General features: G+C 74.8%; 12 protein-coding genes. 5 read left to right on the plus strand and 7 right to left on the minus strand.

Translation table 11 applies throughout. The annotated features are described in order from the left end of the window. The first annotated feature begins 81 nt into the window (after positions 1-81). On the plus strand, positions 82-861 hold the full coding sequence (locus ACFWY5_RS16355; protein ID WP_379623230.1) for an SDR family NAD(P)-dependent oxidoreductase: 780 nt from the start codon (positions 82-84) through the stop codon (positions 859-861). Between the two features lie 47 nt (positions 862-908). Here the strand turns inward: ACFWY5_RS16355 and ACFWY5_RS16360 are convergent, their stop codons facing one another. Then, on the minus strand, positions 909-1796 hold the full coding sequence (locus ACFWY5_RS16360) for a DMT family transporter (RefSeq protein WP_379632636.1): 888 nt from the start codon (positions 1794-1796) through the stop codon (positions 909-911). A gap of 169 nt (positions 1797-1965) precedes the next feature. Next, positions 1966-3819, minus strand: a complete 1854-nt coding sequence (locus tag ACFWY5_RS16365) for a propionyl-CoA synthetase (protein WP_379632639.1) — start codon at positions 3817-3819, stop codon at positions 1966-1968. 240 nt (positions 3820-4059) lie between these two features. Between ACFWY5_RS16365 and ACFWY5_RS16370 the strand changes: the two genes are divergently transcribed. The 4 genes from ACFWY5_RS16370 to ACFWY5_RS16385 all read left to right on the plus strand — a co-directional run bounded on the left by ACFWY5_RS16370 (position 4060) and on the right by ACFWY5_RS16385 (position 8535). Continuing rightward, complete coding sequence (locus tag ACFWY5_RS16370; protein WP_379632640.1) at positions 4060-4293, plus strand: DivIVA domain-containing protein; 234 nt, start codon at positions 4060-4062, stop codon at positions 4291-4293. A 353-nt stretch (positions 4294-4646) separates the two neighbouring features. Next, positions 4647-7172 carry an MXAN_6230/SCO0854 family RING domain-containing protein gene (locus ACFWY5_RS16375; protein WP_379632642.1) on the plus strand — a complete coding sequence of 842 codons (2526 nt, stop codon included), beginning with the start codon at positions 4647-4649 and terminating at the stop codon, positions 7170-7172. After that, a complete protein-coding gene (locus ACFWY5_RS16380) occupies positions 7169-7807 on the plus strand; it encodes a DNA polymerase beta superfamily protein (protein ID WP_379623220.1) in 639 nt (212 codons plus the stop codon). Before ACFWY5_RS16375 ends, ACFWY5_RS16380 begins: the two co-directional genes overlap by 4 nt. Continuing rightward, the gene (locus tag ACFWY5_RS16385; protein ID WP_379623219.1) at positions 7804-8535 is read left to right on the plus strand and encodes a DNA polymerase beta superfamily protein; all 732 of its coding nucleotides are present in this window, start codon (positions 7804-7806) and stop codon (positions 8533-8535) included. The genes ACFWY5_RS16380 and ACFWY5_RS16385 overlap by 4 nt, the downstream gene beginning before the upstream one ends. Here the strand turns inward: ACFWY5_RS16385 and ACFWY5_RS16390 are convergent. From ACFWY5_RS16390 to ACFWY5_RS16410, 5 genes are all read right to left on the minus strand, one after another. Continuing rightward, a complete protein-coding gene (locus ACFWY5_RS16390) occupies positions 8532-10214 on the minus strand; it encodes a hypothetical protein (protein ID WP_379632645.1) in 1683 nt (560 codons plus the stop codon). The two genes, ACFWY5_RS16385 and ACFWY5_RS16390, sit on opposite strands and share 4 nt — an antisense overlap. Then, positions 10211-13675: a DUF5682 family protein gene (locus ACFWY5_RS16395; protein WP_379632647.1), complete on the minus strand. Its 3465-nt coding sequence runs from the start codon at positions 13673-13675 to the stop codon at positions 10211-10213. Before ACFWY5_RS16395 ends, ACFWY5_RS16390 begins: the two co-directional genes overlap by 4 nt. Further along, positions 13672-14754, minus strand: a complete 1083-nt coding sequence (locus tag ACFWY5_RS16400) for an AAA family ATPase (RefSeq protein WP_379632649.1) — start codon at positions 14752-14754, stop codon at positions 13672-13674. The genes ACFWY5_RS16395 and ACFWY5_RS16400 overlap by 4 nt, the downstream gene beginning before the upstream one ends. Beyond that, positions 14751-19235 (minus strand): hypothetical protein, encoded by a 4485-nt coding sequence (locus tag ACFWY5_RS16405; RefSeq protein ID WP_379632651.1) that lies wholly within the window; start codon positions 19233-19235, stop codon positions 14751-14753. The genes ACFWY5_RS16400 and ACFWY5_RS16405 overlap by 4 nt, the downstream gene beginning before the upstream one ends. After that, positions 19228-19797 (minus strand): DUF4132 domain-containing protein (locus ACFWY5_RS16410; protein WP_379632653.1); only part of this gene is annotated, 570 nt, incomplete at its 5' end. The genes ACFWY5_RS16405 and ACFWY5_RS16410, both read right to left, overlap by 8 nt.

Genomic DNA, 19797 nt, shown 5'->3' on the forward strand with positions numbered 1-19797 from the left:
CGCCGGGTTTTCGGATGACCGATACCCTGGCGCGATATTGGTCCATATTGGTACATATTGGGCGATTTTTCGGGAGATGCGGTGGAACTGCGGGGCAAGGTCGTACTGGTGACGGGCGCGTCGTCGGGCATCGGGGCGGAGACCGCCAGGGAGTTCGCCCGCGCCGGGGCCAGGCTGGTCCTGACCTCCAGGAACGAGGTCAAGCTCCACGCGCTGGCCACGGAGCTGGGCAAGTCACACGTCTTCCCCGCGGACCTGGGCGATCCGGCCGCCGTCACCGCCATGGCCGAGCACGTGAAGGCCACGGTCGGCGTGCCCGACGTCATCGTGAACAACGCGGGCGCCGGGCTGTGGCTGTTCGCCGACGAGACCTCGCCGGAGCAGTTCAGGGAGCTGGCCGCGGTGCCGTTCCTCGCCGCCGGCTACGTGAGCGCCGCCTTCGCCCATGACATGGTACGGCGGGGCAGCGGCCGCATCGTCGTCGTCAACTCCCCCGCCTCCCGCATCGCCTGGCCCGGCGCGTTCGGCTACACCGCGGCCCGGTGGGGACTGCGCGGCCTGGTCGCCGCCCTCCGCGCCGACCTGCACGGCACCGGGGTGGGGGTGACCGAAATCATCCCCGGCAAGGTCTCCAGCGACTACTTCGCCAACAACCCCGGCTCGGAGGAGCGCATCCCGGGCATCGCCGGCATCATCCCGACCGTCAGTCCTGAGCAGGTGGCGCGCGCCCTGGTCAACGCGGTGCGCCGGGGGCGGGGCCGTACGTCGTTGCCGGTGATGATGCGCCTCATGCTGGGGGCCGCCTGGGCCTCACCCACCCTGACCCGCCTGCTGGCGACCAAGACCGGAGCACGCCGTTAGGAGGCCTTCCGCTCTCAGGGCTTTCTCCGCGCGGATCGTCGATCTTGTCAGCGGCCGGCTCTGGAGCGGGTGACGGCGACGCCGGCCAGGCACAGGAGGCCGCCGGCGAACGTCAGCCACCCCGGCACCTCACCCAGGGCCACCCACGCCATGGCCACGACCAGCGCCGGGACCGCGTACGTGGTGGCGCCCATCTTGCCCGCCGTCGTCCTGGCGAGGGCGTAGGCCCAGGTGGTGAAGGCGACGGCGGTCGGGAAGACGCCCAGGTACACCAGGTTGAGCGTGGCCGACAGCGGGGCCCGCGCCGCCTCGGTGACCAGTTGCCCCGCGAAGGGCAGACAGGCGATCGTGCCCACGACGCACCCGTACGTCGTCACCTGGAGCGCCGAGGCGTACTTCAGCGCCGGTTTCTGCGCCATGATCGCCACCGCCCACGACACCGCGGCCAGCACGCACAGCCCGACCCCCAGCACCGACGACGCCCCGCCCTCCGACATCGACACCCCGACCACGACCGCGCCCGCGAACGACACCGCCAGCCCCGCCAGCAGCCGCCCCGGGAAGCCCTCCTTGAGCACCCACCCGCCGAGCAACGCCATCAGCACCGGCCCGATCCCCAGCACCATGGAAGCGGTACCGGCGTCGACCTGCTGCTCACCCCAGTTCAGGGCCACCATGTACACCCCGAACCACAACACCCCCGACACCACGATCCCGGGCCAGGCCTTACGCGAGGGCAGCCCTTCGCGGCGCACCAGCAGGATCACACCAAGGGCGAGCGATCCGGCCAGCAACCGTCCGAGGGCGAGCGCGCCGGGCGAATAATCCTGTACGGCGGCCCGAATCGCCACGAACGCCGACGCCCACAACACCACGGTCACCCCGACCGCCGCCAACGCCCGCCGGTCGGTCCTCACCTCAACGCTGTGCTCCATACCCCGACCCTAGGGCCACGACATTTAACCCTTCATCAAACTATCCCCACCCACCCCAGCACCCCCGACACTCTCGCGGCCCCACAACCCCACGCCGCCGCAGCCCCACGGCTCCGCGCCCGAAGCGTTGCTCCCAAGACACACGGGTCGAGGGCGGCACAGGCGGGGGTTACAGGGCGTCGGTGATCTCCTGGAGGGCGGTGGGGTCCTCGATGGTGGAGGGAGTGCGGTACGGCCGTCCGGCGGCGATGTCGCGCATGGTCGCCCGGAGGATCTTGCCCGAGCGGGTCTTCGGGAGGCGGGTGACCACCAGGGCGCGGCGGAAGGCGGCGACGGGGCCGATGCGGTCGCGGATCATGGTGACGAGTTCGCGTTCGAGATCGGCGGGGTCACGGTCGGCACCGGCCTTCAGGACGACGAACCCCATGGGCAGCTGGCCCTTCAACGGGTCGTCGACGCCGATCACCGCGCATTCGGCCACGTCGGGGTGGGCCGCGATGACTTCTTCCATGGCGCCGGTGGACAGGCGGTGCCCGGCCACGTTGATGACGTCGTCGATGCGGCCCATGACGTAGAGGTAACCGTCGGCGTCGATGTAGCCGCCGTCGCCGGTCAGGTAGTGGCCGGGGTAGCGGGTCAGGTACGACTCGGTGAAGCGCCGGTCGTCCTTGTACAGCGTCGGCAGGCAGCCGGGCGGCAACGGCAGGCGGATCGCGACGGCGCCTTCCGTGCCGGGCGGGCAGTCGGCGCCGGCGGAGTCCAGGATGCGCACGTCGTATCCGGGGACCGGCTTGGTGGGCGAGCCGGGCTTGAGGGGGAGCTGTTCGATGCCGACGCAGTTGGCGGCGATGGGCCAGCCAGTCTCGGTCTGCCACCAGTGGTCGATGACGGGGATGCCGAGCAGGCCGGTGGCCCAGTGGTAGGTGTCGGGGTCGAGGCGTTCCCCGGCCAGGAAGAGATGCCGCAGGCCGGACAGATCGGTTTTGGCGGCCTGCTCCCCCGCCGGGTCCTCCTTCTTGATGGCCCGGATCGCCGTCGGCGCCGTGAACAGCACGCGCACCCCATGCTCGGCCACCACCCGCCAGAACGCCCCGGGATCCGGGGTTCCGACCGGTTTGCCCTCGTAGAGGATGGTCGTGCAGCCGGCCAGCAGCGGCGCGTACACGATGTAGGAGTGCCCGACCACCCATCCCACGTCGGAGGCCGCCCAGAAGACCTCGCCCGGCGCGACGCCGTAGACGGCGCTCATGCTCCAGTGCAGCGCGACCGCGTGCCCGCCGTTGTCGCGCACGACGCCCTTGGGGACACCGGTGGTGCCCGAGGTGTAGAGAACGTAGAGCGGATCGGTGGCCCGCACACTGACACAACCGGTGGGCACGGCGGCGCTGACCACCTCGGCCCAGTCAAGATCACGCCCCGGTTCCAGCTCCGCGCGGCACTGCGGTCGCCGCAGGATCACACAGTGATCGGGCCGATGCTCAGCCTGATCGAGTGCGGCATCGAGCAGCGGCTTGTACTCCACCAGGCGGGACGGCTCAATCCCGCACGAGGCCGACATCACCACCTTGGGCCGCGCATGGTCGATCCGCACCGCCAGCTCAGGCGCCGCGAACCCGCCGAACACCACCGAGTGCACCGCCCCCAGCCGGGCGCAGGCCAGCATGGCGACGACGGCCTCGGGCACCATGGGCATGTAGATCACCACGGTGTCCCCGCGCCCGACCCCGAGCCCGGCCAGCATCCCCGCCGTCCGCGCCACCTCATCCAGCAGCTCAAGGTAGGTATAGGTCCGCTTGGCCCCGGTGACCGGACTGTCGTAGATGAGCGCCGCCTGCTCCCCCCGTCCGGCGGCGACGTGCCGGTCAAGCGCGTTGTGGCACGTGTTCAGCCACCCATCCCCGAACCACCGCCCATCGACATAGACCCGCGCAGGCTCCACGTCCCACTCGATCCCCCGCGCCGCCTCGGCCCAGAACCGCTCGGGCCGCTCAATGCTCCACCGATACACCTCATCGAAACCCACCCCCCGATCCCACCAGCCCCGCCACCACCCAATCAACCCTCCCGGCCGCCGTTTTGCGCTCGCGTTCCCCCCACAAGCCCTCGATCTCTTACGGCTCCGCCACCCCACCCACCCCCCGCCGCCCCCAGCCGCCCTCCACGCCTTCCACGCCCCTCGGGCGCGCACCCAAAGCACCGCAACGGCCTCGCCCCTGAGCCCCCTAAGTGGTGAGAACTGCGACAGGCGTCAGATGAGGCGGGCATGCCACACTTGATCGCCATGTACACCTTCGACGTGGTTTTACGGGGCTACAAAGCAAGCACCGTCAATGACTTGTTCACCCGGATCAACAAGACGCTGGACGGCACCGCCTCGGACGCCGAACGCGTCACCCCCGACGAGATCCGCGCCACCGAACTCCGCATCGCCCTGCGCGGCTACCACCGCCGCCAGGTGGACGAGGCCCTACGAGACGTGCTCACCCGCCTCTCCTGACAACACCGAAAGCGCGTCGCGCGTACCATGCGGCATCCCACCAACGCCCACCACGCACTGCAGGCTGGGGCCACCTGGGCCGACACCGCCCGCATCCCCGGCTCCCACCCCCGCCAGCAGCCCGTCGCGCATGGACAGGGGCCGGCTCCTTCCCGGCGTCCGTGACCTCGTCCCAGCCGGACCCGCGAATATGGGGAGGACATGGCCGTGGTCATCCGGGTAGCGTGTGGCGCCTGGGCGGCTCAGGGTGTGCTTCCTTCTCATCACTTCTTATGAACAGCGTGCCCGCTCTCCGCCCCGGGAGGCCGTGCCCGGCACGGCCTCCCGCACGCGTCTTCAGGGGGAGGCCAGGAGTGCACGCGATCGCCGAGGTACTGCTGCGCGCACGGCGGCTGGTCGCCCTCGCGCCCATGCTGGCCGACCCGCGGGCGGTGCCGCCGGTGGGCAAGCTGCGCAAGGGGATGCGGCTGGTCGCGGCGGACGTTCCCGGCGGGGTCGCGGCGCTGGAGGCCGAGCTGGTGCAGCTCGGGTTCCTGCTGTCGGGGCCGCTGCGGGACGCGCTGTGCGGGCTGGACGCGGCAGAACTGGCGAAGGTCGGCCGCAGGGTGCTGCACTGGGCGCGGAACGAGGTGGGCGCGGGTGCGGAACACATCCCGCTCTTCCGGAAATTTCCGGACAGCGTGCCTCAGGACACGCGGGACTTCTACGTGCGCCGCGTGTTCAGCCTGCTCACCCAGGCGGCCGAGCAGCCGTGCGTGCTGTGCGGAGAGCGCGGGACCGTCCATCCCGTCTCGCCGTGCGCGCACCTCGTGTGCCGCCTGTGCTGGGACGGCTCCGACTTCAGCGCCTGCCCCATCTGCCACCGGCGGATCGCGCCCGACGATCCGTTCCTGCGTCCGGCCGGATCGGCCCGTACGGCTCCGCGCACCACTCTCACCAGGCCGGTCGCGGTGCTGGGATTGTGCGAGGACCCGCAGGCCGCCGCCCGTGAGCTGACCGGTTCCCTCCTGGAACGGCGCACTCCCATGCCCCCGCACGAGCGGGCGGAGCTGCGCACCCTGCTGGAGGCGTGCTGGCCCGAGTCGGCGGCCTGGCTGCCGGAGGCGATCCCGGTCAAGGAGACCAGGGCGGTGGCCCTGGCCGTGGCCGCCCGGCACGGCGCCACCGGCCTGCTGGAGGCGCGCCTGGAGACCGCCACCGACGTGCTGCGGCTGCTGTTCGAGCTGATGGGCGGCGATCCCGGGCTGCGCATCGCGCCCGAGCGCCTGGCGCTGGGCAGGGGGATGCGGCGGGTCGTGCTGGGCTGCCTGGATCGGATGGCGGTGCCGTACCTGCTGGAGGATCTGCGGCGGCACGCCCGGCTGTGGGTGCGGATGGGCGAGGTGCTGCACCCGCACGAGCACGCGCGCAGGTTCCCGGTGGCGGCGATGGCGTTCGCGGCGCTGCGCGGGACGGCGCTCGACGGCGGGACGGCGTTCGGGCGGGCCCTGCTGGCGCGGGCGGCGGGCCACCCCGAAGCCGTGCGGGTGCGCGCGGGGCGGCTGCGGGCGACGACGTTCAACGGGCGGGTGGAGCCGGCGCTGGCGGCCAAGCGGTATGAGGAGGCGGCCGGGCTGCTCGCCGCGCGGCCGGGTGAGCTGGTGCGCCGCCTGTCGCAGATGCTGCGGCTGTCGCCGGAGACGCTGCTGGGTCCCGGGACGGTGCTTCAGGACGCGGTGCGGCGGGTGGCGCCGGGCGTGCTCGTGTCCGCGCTCGGGCAGCTGCGGGCGGCTCCGGGAGGCCGCCGGTTGTTCCTGCCGAGGGGCGGCACCGCGCGCTTCTGGACGCTGCCCGACGAGCGGCCGCCGCTGGCCGACGAGGTGGTGCTCGGCGCCGAGGACGTGCTCACGGCCGAGCTCCTGCGGCGCGCGTCCGCGCTGCCCGGGGTGCGCCGCGCGCTGCTGGACGAGACGTTGGCCGACCTGGTCGCGCCGACGTCGGAGCGCACCGCGTCCAAGGCGCTGGTACGGCTGACGCGCGGCAGCAGGCAGCCGATCCCGGACGACGCCCGGCTGCGTTTCTTCCTGCACTGGGCGGAGCCGCCGGGAACCCGCGTCGACCTCGACCTGTCGGTGGCGGTCTTCGACGAGAGCTGGCGCTTCGCCGGCCTGTGCGACTACACGAACCTGCGGCTGGGCAAGGCGCTGACGCACTCGGGCGACCTGACCTCGGCGCCGGAGCCGCTCGGCGCGTCGGAGTTCATCGACGTGGACGTGCGGGCGCTGCGCGGGCGGTACCTGGTGCCGGTCGTGTTCAGCTACAACGACGTGCCCTTCGACGAGCTGGTACGCGGCTTCGCCGGGTTCATGCGGCAGCCGGAGGAGGCGTTGTTCGACCCGCTGGCGGTGCGGCAGCGCTTCGACCTGTCCGGGCCGGCGAAGATCCTGGTCCCGCTGGTGGCCGACCTGTGGTCGCGTACCTCGGTGTGGGCGGACCTCAACCTGTCGGCCGCCGGATACGGTCATCAGGTGGCCGGCAGCGGCGACGAACTGGCGGCGCTCGGCCGGGCGCTGGGCGAGGCGTTCGAGGAGCGGGTGACCATGTGGGAGCTGGCGTGCTGGCACGCGGCTGGACGCGCCCAGGAGGTGCTGGTGCGCCGCCGCGACGGCGTGGTCGTCCGTTACGAGCGCCGCCCCGGCGAGCCGGTCGCCTCCTTCGCCGCCCGACTGTCCGCCCGCGCCGGCGCGCCCGAGGTCCGCCCGGACGGCGCCGAGCTCGCGATGCTGGTCCGCGGTGACGTCGACCTGCCCGCCGACGCCGGCGTCTACGCCCTATACCCGGACCGCTGCGGCGGACGCCGCCTGGAGGCCGCCGACCTGCTGAGCGGGCTGGCGCCGTGAACGACGACCTGATCCTGTCCGTCGTCGTGGGCTCGCGCGCCTACGGCCTGGACACCGACGCCTCCGACACCGACCGCAGGGGCGTGTTCGTGGCGCCGACGCAGGCGTTCTGGCGTCTGGACAAGCCGCCCACCCATCGGGACGGGCCGCTGCCCGAGCAGTTCTCCTGGGAGGTGGAGCGCTTCTGCCGCCTGGCCCTGGAGGCCAACCCGACCGTGCTGGAGTGCCTGTGGTCGCCGCTGGTCGAGCTGAGCACCCCGCTCGGCGAGCGGCTGCTCGGGCTGCGCCGCGCGTTCCTGTCCGAGCGTGCCCGCCAGACCTTCTGCGGGTACGCCGACGCCCAGTTCCGCCGCCTGAACCCGGCCGCGCCCAAGTGGAAGCAGGCCATGCACATGATCCGTCTCATGCGCTGCGGCCTTCATCTCGTCCGGCACGGCGACCTCGAGATCGACGCCGGCCCGGAGCGCGAGCGGCTGCTGGCCGTCAAGCGCGGTGAGGTCTCCTGGGAGGAGGTGGCCGCGTGGCGGGCGGGCCTGGCGGCCGAGCTGGAGTCCGCGGTGAGCGTCCTGCCGGCGGCTCCGGACCGCGCCGCCGTCGAGGCGTTCCTGCTGGACGTCAGAAGGACCCACCTGTGAACCTGCCCGGCTGGCTGCCCGAGATCCCGGGCGAGCAGCCGTACCCGCTGGTGTTCGCGACCGTGAGCGGCGCGCACCTGTACGGCTTCCCCTCACGCGACTCCGACGTGGACCTGCGCGGCGCGCACGTGCTGCCGCTGCGCGAGGTCGTCGGCCTGCGCACCGGCCCGGAGACGCTCGACCGCACCTGGACGCGCGAGTCGGTCGAGGTGGACCTGGTGACGCACGACCTGGCCAAGTTCTGCCGGCTGCTGCTCAACCGCAACGGCTACGTGCTGGAGCAGTTGCTGTCGCCGCTGGTCGTGGCCACCTCGCCGGCGCACGCGGAGCTGACCGCGCTCGCGCCCGGCTGCCTGACCCGCCACCACGCCCACCACTATCTCGGCTTCGCCCGTACCCAGTGGCGCCTGTTCGACAAGACCGGCGAGCTCAAGCCGCTGCTGTACACGTTCCGGGTGCTGGCGACCGGCACCCATCTGATGCGCACGGGCGAGCTGGTGGCCGACCTCACCCTGCTGTCCGGGTACGGCCCGGCGTACCTGCCGGAGCTGGTGGAGGCGAAGCGGGAGGCCGAGCACGGGGCGGCGCCGGTGATCGACGGTGTGGCGGCGGACGTGGCCCGGATGACCGCGGCCCTGCGGGAGGCCCAGGCCGCCTCCTCCCTTCCCGAGGCCGCCACCGCCCACGACGCCCTGAACGACCTGGTGATCCGCCACCGCCTCGCCTAACCGGGCCCCGGCTCGGTCGCCGCTCGCCAGAGGCGGAGGGTGAGTTCCTCCTCGGCCCGGCCGGCGTAGGTCATGGCGGCCGACCAGGCGCGGGCCAGTTCGCCGGGCGGTTCCGGCAGCGACTCGCCCGTCACGGTACGCCGGACGGCGGCGGCCTGGCGGGCCAGGCGCTCCAGGAGGGCGGCGGCGGTGGGCAGCTGATCGCGGCGCAGGCGGGCGGCGGTGGCGGCGATCGTGGCGGCCGCCGCGGGGCCCGCGGTCGCCCGTCCGCCCATGGCCATCCGGTGCAGGACGCGGTGGAGCGGGGTGAGGGGGGTGGCGCGCCCGCCGGGCTTGGGCGGGAGCGGCGGGCCCGACGGGCCGGGCAGGTCGGCGAAGGGCAGGTCGTGCCGGTCTGCGGCCAGGACGGTGACCACGCCCGGCTGGTCGGGCACGACACGGACGATGACGTCGCGCTCCTGGCGCTGGGCGAGTTTGCGGAGGTTGGCTTCGGCGTCGGGAGTGGCGCCGACGGCGGTCAGGGTGCCCGCGCCGGTGCGCAGGTCGCGGCCCGCCAGTTCGGCCCGCAGGAACATCAGGCCGTCGCGCTCGCCGCGCAGCGCCCTGGCCAGCTGGCCGGCCGGGGGTTCCGTCCACAGGAGGCCGGTCCATGCGCATTCGCCATGGATCGCGGCCTTGGTCTCCTTCGTACTGCTCAGCCTGCCGTCGGCGCTGGCGGCGGCGTTCTGCGCGAAGACGCGGCTGCGGCCCAGCCGTTCGGGCGACAGCGCCAGCCCGCCGAAACGGACCGCCCCCCGGTAGGCGGCTCCCACCCGCTCCACGCCGCCCGGCGCGACGTCGGCGACGCTGAACAACCGTCCCGCCTCGTCGGCCAGCCAGGTCACCACGCCCGCGTAGCCGGAGGCCGTGACGACGGGCTCGCTGAACAACCCCTGGAGGATCATCGGCGGCAGCGCCTCGTAGCGGCGCCTGGCGCTCTGGCCGCCCGGTCCGGTGTCCCGCCAGGCCGTGCCGAGCAGTTCGGCCAGGTCCCGCGCGTAGCCTGCCAGCTCGAACTCCGGCCGCTTGGCCCGCACGTCGTGAACGCCCTGGGCCACGGCGGTGGCCGGCCGGGCCAGGTCGTACAGGCTCGCCTCGGCACAGGCGTGGGCCGCCCGCAGCAGCCGTTCCCTGGCCGCCGCGCCCGCGTGCGCCACTCCGGCGGCGAGCACCTCGGCCCCGGCCTCCCACGCCATCGCGGCCGGTCCGCCGCCCGGCGGACGCGCTCGGCCGCGCTCCGAAGGGCTCGGCTCCGGCGGGGCGCCGGGGCGCTCGACGCCCTGGGACGGCGGAATGCCGGAGCCGGGCTCGTCGCTCTGGGACGACGAGGTGCCGGGGTCGGGCTCCTCGCTCTGTGCCGGGGACGTGCCGGCCAGGGGCAGGGCGCTGAGGACCGAGAGGGCGTGCAGGCAGCGTGGGGTGAGCAGGCAGGTGCAGGTGATCTGGGCGAGGTCGGTGAGCACGCCCGCGAGCGGCAGCCGTACCGTCTCCTGGCCGGTGCTGACGTGCAGTTCGGCGCCCTCGGGCTGCCACTGCCAGTCCTCCGCCGCGCCCGGCGCGGCGTCCAGGCGCCTGGTGACGCGGGCGGGGGCGGCGGCGAGGGCGTCGGCCAGGACCGCGGGCATCACCTGAGGCCTCATCCGCGCACCCTCTCGGCGATCCAGCCGGCCAGTTCGGACGGGGACAGCGCCGCCACCGGCATCCCGGCGGCCGCCACCTGCTCGGCGACGGCTCGGTTGTAGATGGGTTTGCCCTGGTCGTCCAGGGCGGCCAGGCCGAGGGTGTGGGCTCCGGTGCCGGCCAGCGCGCGTACCTCGGCCAGCAGGCGGCCCACCGACACCCCCTCGTCGAAGTCGCTCACCACGGCGACGATGCTGCGGCGGGGGACGGTGAGGCGTTCGCGGGTGTAGCGCAGGGCCGTGCCGATGTCGGTGCCGCCGCCCACGGACACCTCCAGCAGCAGCGACAGCGGGTCGGCCACCCGGTCGGACAGGTCCGCGACCTCGGTGGAGAACGTGATGAAGCGTACGCTCAACGCCGGAACCCCGTGCAGCACGGCGGCGGCCAGCGCGGCGTAGATGGTCGAGCGTTCCATGGAGCCCGACACGTCCACGCACAGGTGCAGGTGCCAGTCGGCGCCACGCCGGGCCCGGGTCCTGAACACCGGCCGCTCCACCACGACCTCCGGCCCGCGTTCGGTGAGCCGGGCGGTGTGGAGGTTGCGCCGCAGGGTACGGCGCAGGTCGATGGGGCCGCCCGGCCGCGAGGTGGGCCGCGGCGTGGTCAGGCCGGTGAGCGCGGGCCGCATGCGCCGGGCCAGCTTCTCGGTCAGCTCGGCCACCATCCGCGCCACCAGCGGGCGCAACCTGGCCAGCCGCGCCTCGGGAAGCGCCCCGGCCAGGGCCAGCATGCCTTCGAGCAGGCCGACGTCCGCGCTGACCCGCTCCGGGTCCAGGGCCAGGAGCGCGTCCACGCGCCCGCGCGCCGCCGCCCGTCCCACGACCTCCTCGCGTACCCGGGCCCCGAACAGCGCCTCCAGCTCCTCCACCCACTCCCGGGCGGAGGGATACGGCCGCCCGTCCCCACCCGCGCCGGCCCCCTCTCCCGTTCCCGCCCCGTACAGGTCGTCCAGCGCCCGCGCGACCGCCCTGGCCGCGGGGTCCAGCCGGTCGGCCGCACGCCCCAGCACCATCCGCCACCGGTCGGCGCGCCCGATCCGCCGCGCGTCCCCCTCCCCGTCCCGCGCGACCACCACGGGGCGCGCGCCGTCCGCGGCCTCGCCGTCCGCGCCGTCCAGGGCCGCGGGATCCAGCTCCAGTACGGCCAGCCGCCCCGCCTCGTCGGCCGCGGCCCAGGCGGCGAGTTCCCCGGCCGGGGCGTGGAGGGTCAGGTCGGCGTCCAGCCCGAGGCTGTCGAGCAGGCGCTGGCGGGAGGCGGGAGACAACGCCTCGAACCCGTCACGGAGCGCGGGCAGCCGGGCGAGGAACCCGGCGTCGTCCCAGATCTCGACCCGTTCGGCCAGCGGCGCCAGCAGCTCGGCCGACGCCTCCAGCATCGCCCCCGCCACCAGCACCACCCCGGCCACCCGCCCCGCCGCCATCACCCCGGCCCCGGCCACCCCCTCGACCGCCCCGACCGCCCCGACCGCCCCGGCCCCGGTCTCGGCGGGCGAGCGGGATGGCCGGTCAGCGGGCGGAAGGGGCGACCGGTCAGCGGGCGGGTAGGGCGCCTGGTCTACGGGCGGGCGCGGGGCCGGTGGTGGCTCAGGGGAGGCGGATTCGGCCCAGGTGGCGAGGCGTACCGACAGCGAGGCGGGGGTGTCCGCGCCCGCGACGAGCAGGGCCGCGGCGGCGGCGCCCTGGGCCAGAGGGGTGCCGTCGGCGGCCATGCGGCGCAACACCCACGTCAGGCGGCCCCGGGCGGGTGCGAGCCGGACCAGTTCGCCCAGCAGCGCCGCCTCCTCGTGACGCGTCATCCCGGACAGGCCTTCGACGGAGGCGACGGCCGCGGTCAGGACGAGTTCGGCCGCCTCCCGGCAGCCGGGCGGCGGCGTGGGGAGGGCGGCGAGGCGGCAGAGGAGGCGGTGGCAGGCCACCAGGTCAGCGGGTCCGGCCACGGGGACGAACTCCGTGCCGAGACGGCCCAGCAGCTCGGCGGTCAGCTCCGGCAGGCCGCATGCGGCGGCCTTCTCCAGGACGCCGGGGAGGCGTTCGGTCAGGGCGGCGCGGCGCAGGCGGCCCTCGGCGGCGGGGGCGAGGGTGGTGCCGTAGACGGCGGCGCGCTCCAGCGTCGCCTCTGTCAGGGGCCGCCAGCGTACGGTCCACGAACGGCCCAGGGTGTCGGCGCCGCCGACGCCGGTCATGGGGCGTTCCTCCGCGTAGCCGACGTCCAGCGCGGACAGGCGGCTGAGCGCCAGGTGGCGGCGCTGGTCGAGGGGCGAGCGGTGGGGGTCGAGGCGCAGGACGGCCTCCGGCTGCCCGGGTCCCGGCAGCCCCAGGCCGGCGACGAGCTCCTCGACGTGGGTGAGCAGGCCGGAGCGGGGGGCCGCGGGGTCGATCTGGCCGCGGCGGGCGCCGATGAGGACCCGTTCGGCGGCTCGGGCCACGGCGCGGGCGCGGCCCAGGGGTTCGCCTTGGGCCAGCGTGCTCTGGAGGGCTTCGACCAGCTCGCGGCGTCCGGGGGCGGGCAGGTCGCGGAGGGCGGCCAGGTCGCGGGCCATGCCGTACGCGGCCTTGGCGTCGGGGACGCCCGCCACGTGGCCGTCGCGCCGCAGTTCCGCGCAGATCCGGGCGATCGTCTCCGCGGCGGCCCGCTCGACGGCGGCGGGGTCGCCCTCGGCCAGGTAGACGGCCTGGCGCCATTCCGGGTCCTTGATGCCGGCGGGGTAGCCGGAGCGCGAGTCCAGCAGCTCGAAGCCGTAGGGAACGAGCGCGGTCACCACCTCCTCCCGCACGGTCTCGGGAACGGCGGCGGCGGGGGCGGTCAGCGCGGGGGCGTGGAAGGCGCCGACGACCACCGCCGCGCCCTCCGGCCCGATGTCGGCGATACGGCGCCGCATCCACGCCTCCCTCGCCAGATCCCGCTCGGAGATCGTGCCGGCGTCCTGCCGCAGGGCCCAGCCGACGGCCAGGGCGGCGCGGCGGATCCTCCCGGGTTCGGCCCCGTGGGAGGGCGTCTCCACGAGGCGGTCCCACAGCTCCTCGTGGTCGTCCACGTCCATCCGCCGCATCAGGGCGGGCACCAGCTCCCCTGCCGGGCTGTCGCCGGGCAGCTCGGTGAGCAGGTCGATGGCGTGCACCGGCACCCCGCGCCCGACCGCCCACCGCACCGCGGCCAGTTCCGGCGAGAAGTCAGCGAACGGGTAGAAACCCAGCCGTTCCCCCTCCTGCGAGGCGACGGCCAGCGCCACGGGCGCCGTGGTGGCGGGCGAGCCGAGCCAGCCCAGCCACTCCTGCAGTTCCCCGGGCAGCTCGACCAGCACCGCCCGCGGCCGCGCCGCCTCCAGCAGGTACGGCATGGCCGCCGCCAGCACCGGCGAATGGTGACGGACCCCGATCAGGTAAGGCGCCCGCCCCCCGGCCAGCTCCTCGAGTTCTTTCACGACCCACCGGACAGCGCGTCGCGCAGCTCGTACAGCCGCCGCCACAACCGCGGCCCGCTCTCGGCCCGCCGCCGCACCGTCGTGTCCCAGTACGCCAGCAGCTTGCCCTGATCGTCAGGATCGTCCTTGCGCACGACGCCCAGCAGATACCCGGGCAGCAACGAAAGCGGGTCGGGAACGGGCAGGTAGGCGGCCTGCAGTCCCATCGACCCGGCGACCGCCACCGCCTCGGCGGTGCTCATCACCGCGGCCGGCCGCTCCACCGGCCAGCCCTCCTCCGCGGTGCCGAGCCGCAGGTCGCGGAAGGTCGTCACCAGCGCCTCCATGACCGCGTCGTCGACCTCCAGCGTGGCCCCGGCGCGGGCGAGGGCGGCGGTGGCCTGGGTGCGGACGAGGGCGACCTCGTCGGCGAGGGTCCCGATGGGCGGCACGACCTCGAAGTTGAAGCGCCGCTTCAGGGCCGCGCTCATCTCGGAGACGCCCCGGTCGCGCAGGTTCGCGGTGGCGATCACGTTGAAGCCCTGGGCGGCGTACTCGGTGGCGGCGAGCTCGGGCACGGCCATGCGGCGCTCGGACAGCACCGACACCAGCGCGTCCTGCACCTCGGGCAGGCAGCGGGTGATCTCCTCGACCCTCGCCACGGCTCCCGCGCGCATCGCGGCCAGGATCGGGGAGGGCACGAGCGCCTGCCCGCTGACCCCTTCCGCCAGCAGCAGGCGGTAGTTCCAGCCGTAGCGCAGGTGTTCCTCGGTGGTGCCCGCGGTGCCCTGGACGACCCGCTCGCTGGCGCCGCTGACGGCGGCGGCCAGCAGTTCCGACAGCATCGACTTGGCGGTGCCCGGTTCGCCGACGAGCAGCAGGCCGCGTTCTCCGGCGAGCGTGACCACGGCCCGCTCGACCAGCGCCCGCTCGCCGACGAACTTGCGCGCGACCCGCCGGCCGTCGCCCATGACGAAGTCCACGACGGCCGAGGGCGTCAGCCGCCAGCCGGGCGGGCGGGGACCGGGGCGGGCGGCCAGTTGCTCCAGCTCCTCCGCGTGGCGGACCTCGGCGGGCTCGACCTGCGCCTGAAGGCTCATCGGGGGCCCTCCCCCTCGCGCACGCGCCGCCACGCCCGCTCGAACAGCTCGGGCAGCGACGTCTCCGGCAGGCGGCGGCCGAGCGTGAGCGGATACAGCGCCTCCAGCTTCCACGTCTCGGCGGGCAGATCGGGCGCCTTGCCCTTGGTCCAGCCGCCGGGCAGGAAGAACCCGCGGCCCGCGCGTTCGCGCTTGGCGGCCATGACCAGCCCGCGTTCCGACAGGACGGCGGCGGCCTTCTTGTGGCGGGCGGGCGTCCAGTCGTTCCAGGTGCGGACGTTGCGGTCGGTGGGTTCGAGGAGCGTGAGCAGTTGCAGGTAGAGCACGGCGGCGTCCTCGTCCAGGCCGAGCTCGTCGGCCGCCGCGGCGAGCACGCCCGGTGCGCTCGCTCTGGGATCGGCCTCCCAGCGGCCCGCCTCCAGCAGCAGGGCCCGTTCGGCCATCCGGGTGTAGCCGTCCGAGCGCAGCAGCGCGACGATCCGGGCCGCCGGCGTCGTGGTGTCCCAGGGCGTCTCCAGCGACAGCTGCAGCCGGGAGCGGGCGTCGCCGCCGAGAAGGGCGGGGCGGAAGAACGTCCGGCCGTGGGTGACGACGATGGTCAGGCCGTCGTCGACGGCCGCGACCTCCTCGTCCAGCTTTCCCCGGTACGGCTCGCCGGTGAAACCCTCCGCCTCCATCGGGCCGCCGCGCAGGAGCAGCCCCGGGTGGTTCAGGCGGCGCCGTACCAGGTCGAGGGCGGCCGGCAGGCCCGCGCGGGCGGGATGGCCGCCCGGCAGCGTGGCATACGCCCACGGCAGCGCCAGCACGAGGTCGGCGAGCAGGTCGTTCAGGGCGACGGGCTCGACCACCTCGTGGTAGCGGTTCCCGGCCAGCCAGGTGTCGTGGTCCCGGTTCAGCTCGGCGACCGAGGACGGGTCGGTCAGCGCGCCGAGCGCCATGACCGCGGGCAGCCGCAGCGGCAGGGTCCTGGCGGCGGTCACGGCGTCCTCCGGCACCCGCGTCCGGCGACCGAAGCGGGCGGTCCACGCGTCGGCGAGGCCGCGCGCGAGCGCCTTCTGGTCCCAGGGGTCGGCGGGGACGGCTTCGTCGAGCAGGTCACGCCGTTCTTGCCGGGTGAGCGCCTTGAGCTCGTCGCGGGCGATGACGGCCTCGGCGGGCTTCAGCCCGAGTACCTCACGGCTCTCGGCGTCGAGGAAGTCGCGGCCCCAGCTGTCCAGGCCGGGCAGCCCGGCCAGCAGCAGCGCGGCGGCGGGCCGGCCGAGACCGGTCTCGGCGCACAGGAGCTCGACGGCCTCGGGATCGTGCGCGGCGGGGCCCTGCGTCCGCAGCCGGTCGACGAAGGCGGCGAGCGTGCGCGGCGTGGCCCAGCCGGTGGGCAGCTCGGCCGAGACGTCCAGCACCTCGCCGGCGCGGGGGGCGGTGCCGTACTCGATGAACCTGCGGCGCCGCGCCTGGTAGATGCCCGAGTAGTCGGGGGTGAGGTCGAGCGTGAGGTGGGCGCCTTCGGCGGACAGGTGGCCGGTGGGGCCGGCCACGTCGGCGACGCCGCGGCGCAGGCCGGGCTCGGCCAGCCGCGAACCCGACCACAGCTCCAGCAGGGCGAGGATCGCGGCCCTGCGCGGCGCGGGCGTGGCGGGCGAGATCGCGCGCACGGCCAGGCCGCCGAGGCGGCCGATCAGGTCGGTCCAGTCCTGGAAGCTGCCGGGCATGCCGCCCTTGACCGCCTCGGGCGGGACCTCGCCGGACAGGAACGCGACCGTGAAGGCGATCTGCCGCCCGGCCTGGTAGGTGAGCATGCCCTGGGCGTTGACCAGGTCGGCCAGCGCCTTGGCGAGCTCCTCCTCGTCGAGGCCGGGGACGAGCCCGGCGGTGGCGCCCGCGCTGATGAGCAGTTCGTCGCGGCGGGTGGCCAGTTCGTTCGCCTGCCGCACCAGCCCGGCCACGCCGCGCCGCAGCCGCTCGTGCGTGACGGGTGGCGCGCCGCCGTCCATGAGCGCCCGCGCGCCGGCCTCCGTCAGATCCCGCAGTACGGCGGAGCCGCCGGGATCGCGCGGCGCCAGATGGTGCCAGAACGCCTGGAACGGCACCAGGGCGGTGCCGTCCGAACTGCCCTTGGCGGTGCTCCACCGGTCGCGGCCGGTGGTGACGTCCCAATGGAGCGTCCCGTCGGCCTCGGTGAGGACGACCGTGGTACCGGTGCCGGTGAGCAGCAGGGGCTCGGTGCGTCCGGGCAGGTCGAGCAGTCCCCAGGGCGTGGCCGTCAGCTTCGCGCTGCCGCCGCGGCCGTCGGCGCGCGCGTAGGTGTAGTGGCCGCCCGCCGAGTGGACGCGGAAGCCGATCATGCCGTCCGCGGCGCCGAGCGGCGTACGCTCCAGGCCCTCGGGCAGCGGGGCCAGCGAGCAGCCGTCCAGTTGCCACCGCGCATCGGGCGGCGGCGGCGCGTCCTCCAGGAACGCCGGCAGGCTGGCCCGCCCGAGCTGTCCCGCGGCCGGGTCGAGCTCGCGCAGCACCGGCCGCCACGCGTCGGGCTGGATCCAGAACGTGGCGCCGTCGGAGAACATGCGGCCGGTCTCGTCGAGTTCGGGCCGCCGGTCGCCGGGGTGCAGGGCCTTGCGGCCGGTGACGCGCCCGCCCGAGGGAGTGAGGAAGGCGTAGCCGAGCCCGGCCCGGTGCTCGTGGAAGTAGTGCCAGCCGTCCTTCTCGTGGATCTCCGAGGGCGCCGACGACCAGTAGAACGAGCGCGACTCGTTGGTGCCCCAGGCGACGCGGAAGGCGCCGCCGGCGTAGAGGACGTCGAGGTGGGGCGTGCCGGCGGGCACCCGCAGGTCGTGCTCGGCGACCCGGCCGCCCGGTCCGAGGGCGATCGCCTTGGCGGCGGTGAAGACGGTGAGCACGGGCCAGCTCGCGCTGACGCGCGCGTCGTCGCCGAGCTCTTCCAGGGCGGCGTCGAACGCCTCCCAGCCCAGCTCGTCGTAGACGCCCGCCCGCAGCGTACGGCACAGCGGCACCGCGAAGTCGACGCCCTCGATCGCCTCGCGCAGCCCGTCGAAGGCGGCCAGCACGGGACCGGTGAGCGCGTTCTCCAGGGCGTCGAGCGCGGAGCGCGCGTCCAGCAGCCCGCCGGAAGCCGCCCGCCGGGTCCTGTCGAGCAGCCAGGCGTGGACCATCGGCCGCAGCACCGGGATCTCGATCAGTTCCTCGACCTCGCGGTGGTTGCCCACGGCCTGCTCCAGCAGGGGCGCGAAGCGCGGGTCGGCGGCGACGGCGGCCAGGTCGCGGACCCGCCCGTTCATCAGCCACCTGCCCAGGTGGACGACGGCCTCGCTGCCGGGATCGGCGACCGGGACTCCGGCGGCCAGGCACGCGTCCAGCAGATCGAGGTCGAGCATCCGGCTGCGCCAGGCCACTCCCCCGTCCAGCCGGACCGGCTCGCCCTCGGCGGCCAGCCGGCCGGCGATCCGCTCCACCAGCGCGAGCAGCGCCGGTGAGCCGGGCTCCGAGCGCCAGCCGCGCTTGAGGTGGGCCACCAGCCGCGACAGCCACGCGGCCGGGACGGTGTCGAGCGCGCCGGACTCGCGCAGCAGCTCCAGCCACCATTCGTCGACGCCGTCGGCGGTGGGGAAGACCTCCAGCAGCGCCTGCCGCGGCTGGGCGAGCAGGGTCGCGCGGTAGGCCTTCCAGAACGCGGGGCGGGCCCGCTTCACCGCCGGGGCGCCGAGCAGGGTGGCGATGAGGCGTTGGTCCTCGGCGGCGGGGTCGAGCTTGGCGGCCTTGGCCAGCTTGCGCAACTGCTTGGGCAGGTCGCTCCACGGCGGCAGGCCGCCGAGCGTGCGCCGGACCGCCAGCTCGAACAGTTCGTCGTAGGCGCGGCGCGGCTCGTAGCGTTCGGCCAGCTCGACGACGTAGGTGTTGACCGCCTTGACCGGCAGGGCCCCGGCGAAGGCGTACTCCAGGAACACCGCCCGGCGGGCCGCCTCGTCCACGGGCAGCGCGTAGGTGGCCTCTGCCTCGCGGGCCCGACCGAACATCACCGCCGCCTGTCCGCCGTGCCCGGCCGCGATGAACGTCCGCCCGGCCTGCTCCCAGAAGCTCGGCAGGTGCGTGCGCGGCAGGGTGGCGGCCAGTTCCGCGTAGGCGTCGGCGGCGGCCCCCGGACGGGCGGCGGCCAGGCGGGCGGCGCGCTCCATGCCGGAGACGGCGGCCAGCGCCGCCTTGGCGCCGCGCGGGTCGTTGACCAGGGCCCAGGCCGGGTAGCCGAGGCCGCGGCGGCGTCCGGTGGCGAGGGGCTGGCTCACGTGCGGCTCGCCGTACCCGAGGAAGGCCATGGCGCGGTCCTCGGCCGGCGCGGTCGTCTCGCCGATGAGGCGGATCACCGGGCGCTCGCCGAGCGCGGGGTGGCCGTAGGCGCGGGCCCGGACGGGCTGGCCGCCTTCGGCCCCGGCCGGGGCGAGCCCGGCGTCGAGGAGGAGGTCGTCAGTCACCGTCGGTGATCCTTCCCGCGTAGATGAGCTCGGCCATGCGCACGCCTTCCGACCAGGCGACCGGCCCGACGTCGGCGGGTTCGAGCGGGCGCTCGTCGGCGCCGACCCAGATCAGGTCTCCCGTGTACGCCTCGTAGTCGGGGCCGTCGTCGCCCAGCCAGTAGCGGGCCTGGACGGGACGGCCGGAGTCCACGACCGGGCAGACGGCATAGCCGCCGCGCACCCGGAAGCCGAACCGGGCGGCGCGGGCGGTGGCGTGGCGCAGCTCGGAGAACCGGCCGCCCGCGTAGTCGGGCACTCCGGCGCCCTTGTGGTGAACCTCGCGGGCCAGCTGCGGCACGCGCTGCGCCGCGCCCAGTTCGGCGGCGAACTCGCGCAGGTCGGCCAGATCCGCCAGCAGCACGGGGTGCGGGATCAGGATCGGCCCCGGCTCCAGCCAGGCGGTCTCGGCGTCGAGATCGACGACGCCGAGCCGGCCGTCCTCGCCGGCGTCCTTGAGCAGCCCCGGCTCGTCGTCACGCAGGACGACCAGGTCGGTGAGCGCCTCGCGCCAGGCCGGATC

Origin of the sequence: Nonomuraea sp. NPDC059007 (genome assembly GCF_042740555.1) — a bacterium.
Classification (GTDB): Bacteria; Actinomycetota; Actinomycetes; order Streptosporangiales; family Streptosporangiaceae; genus Nonomuraea.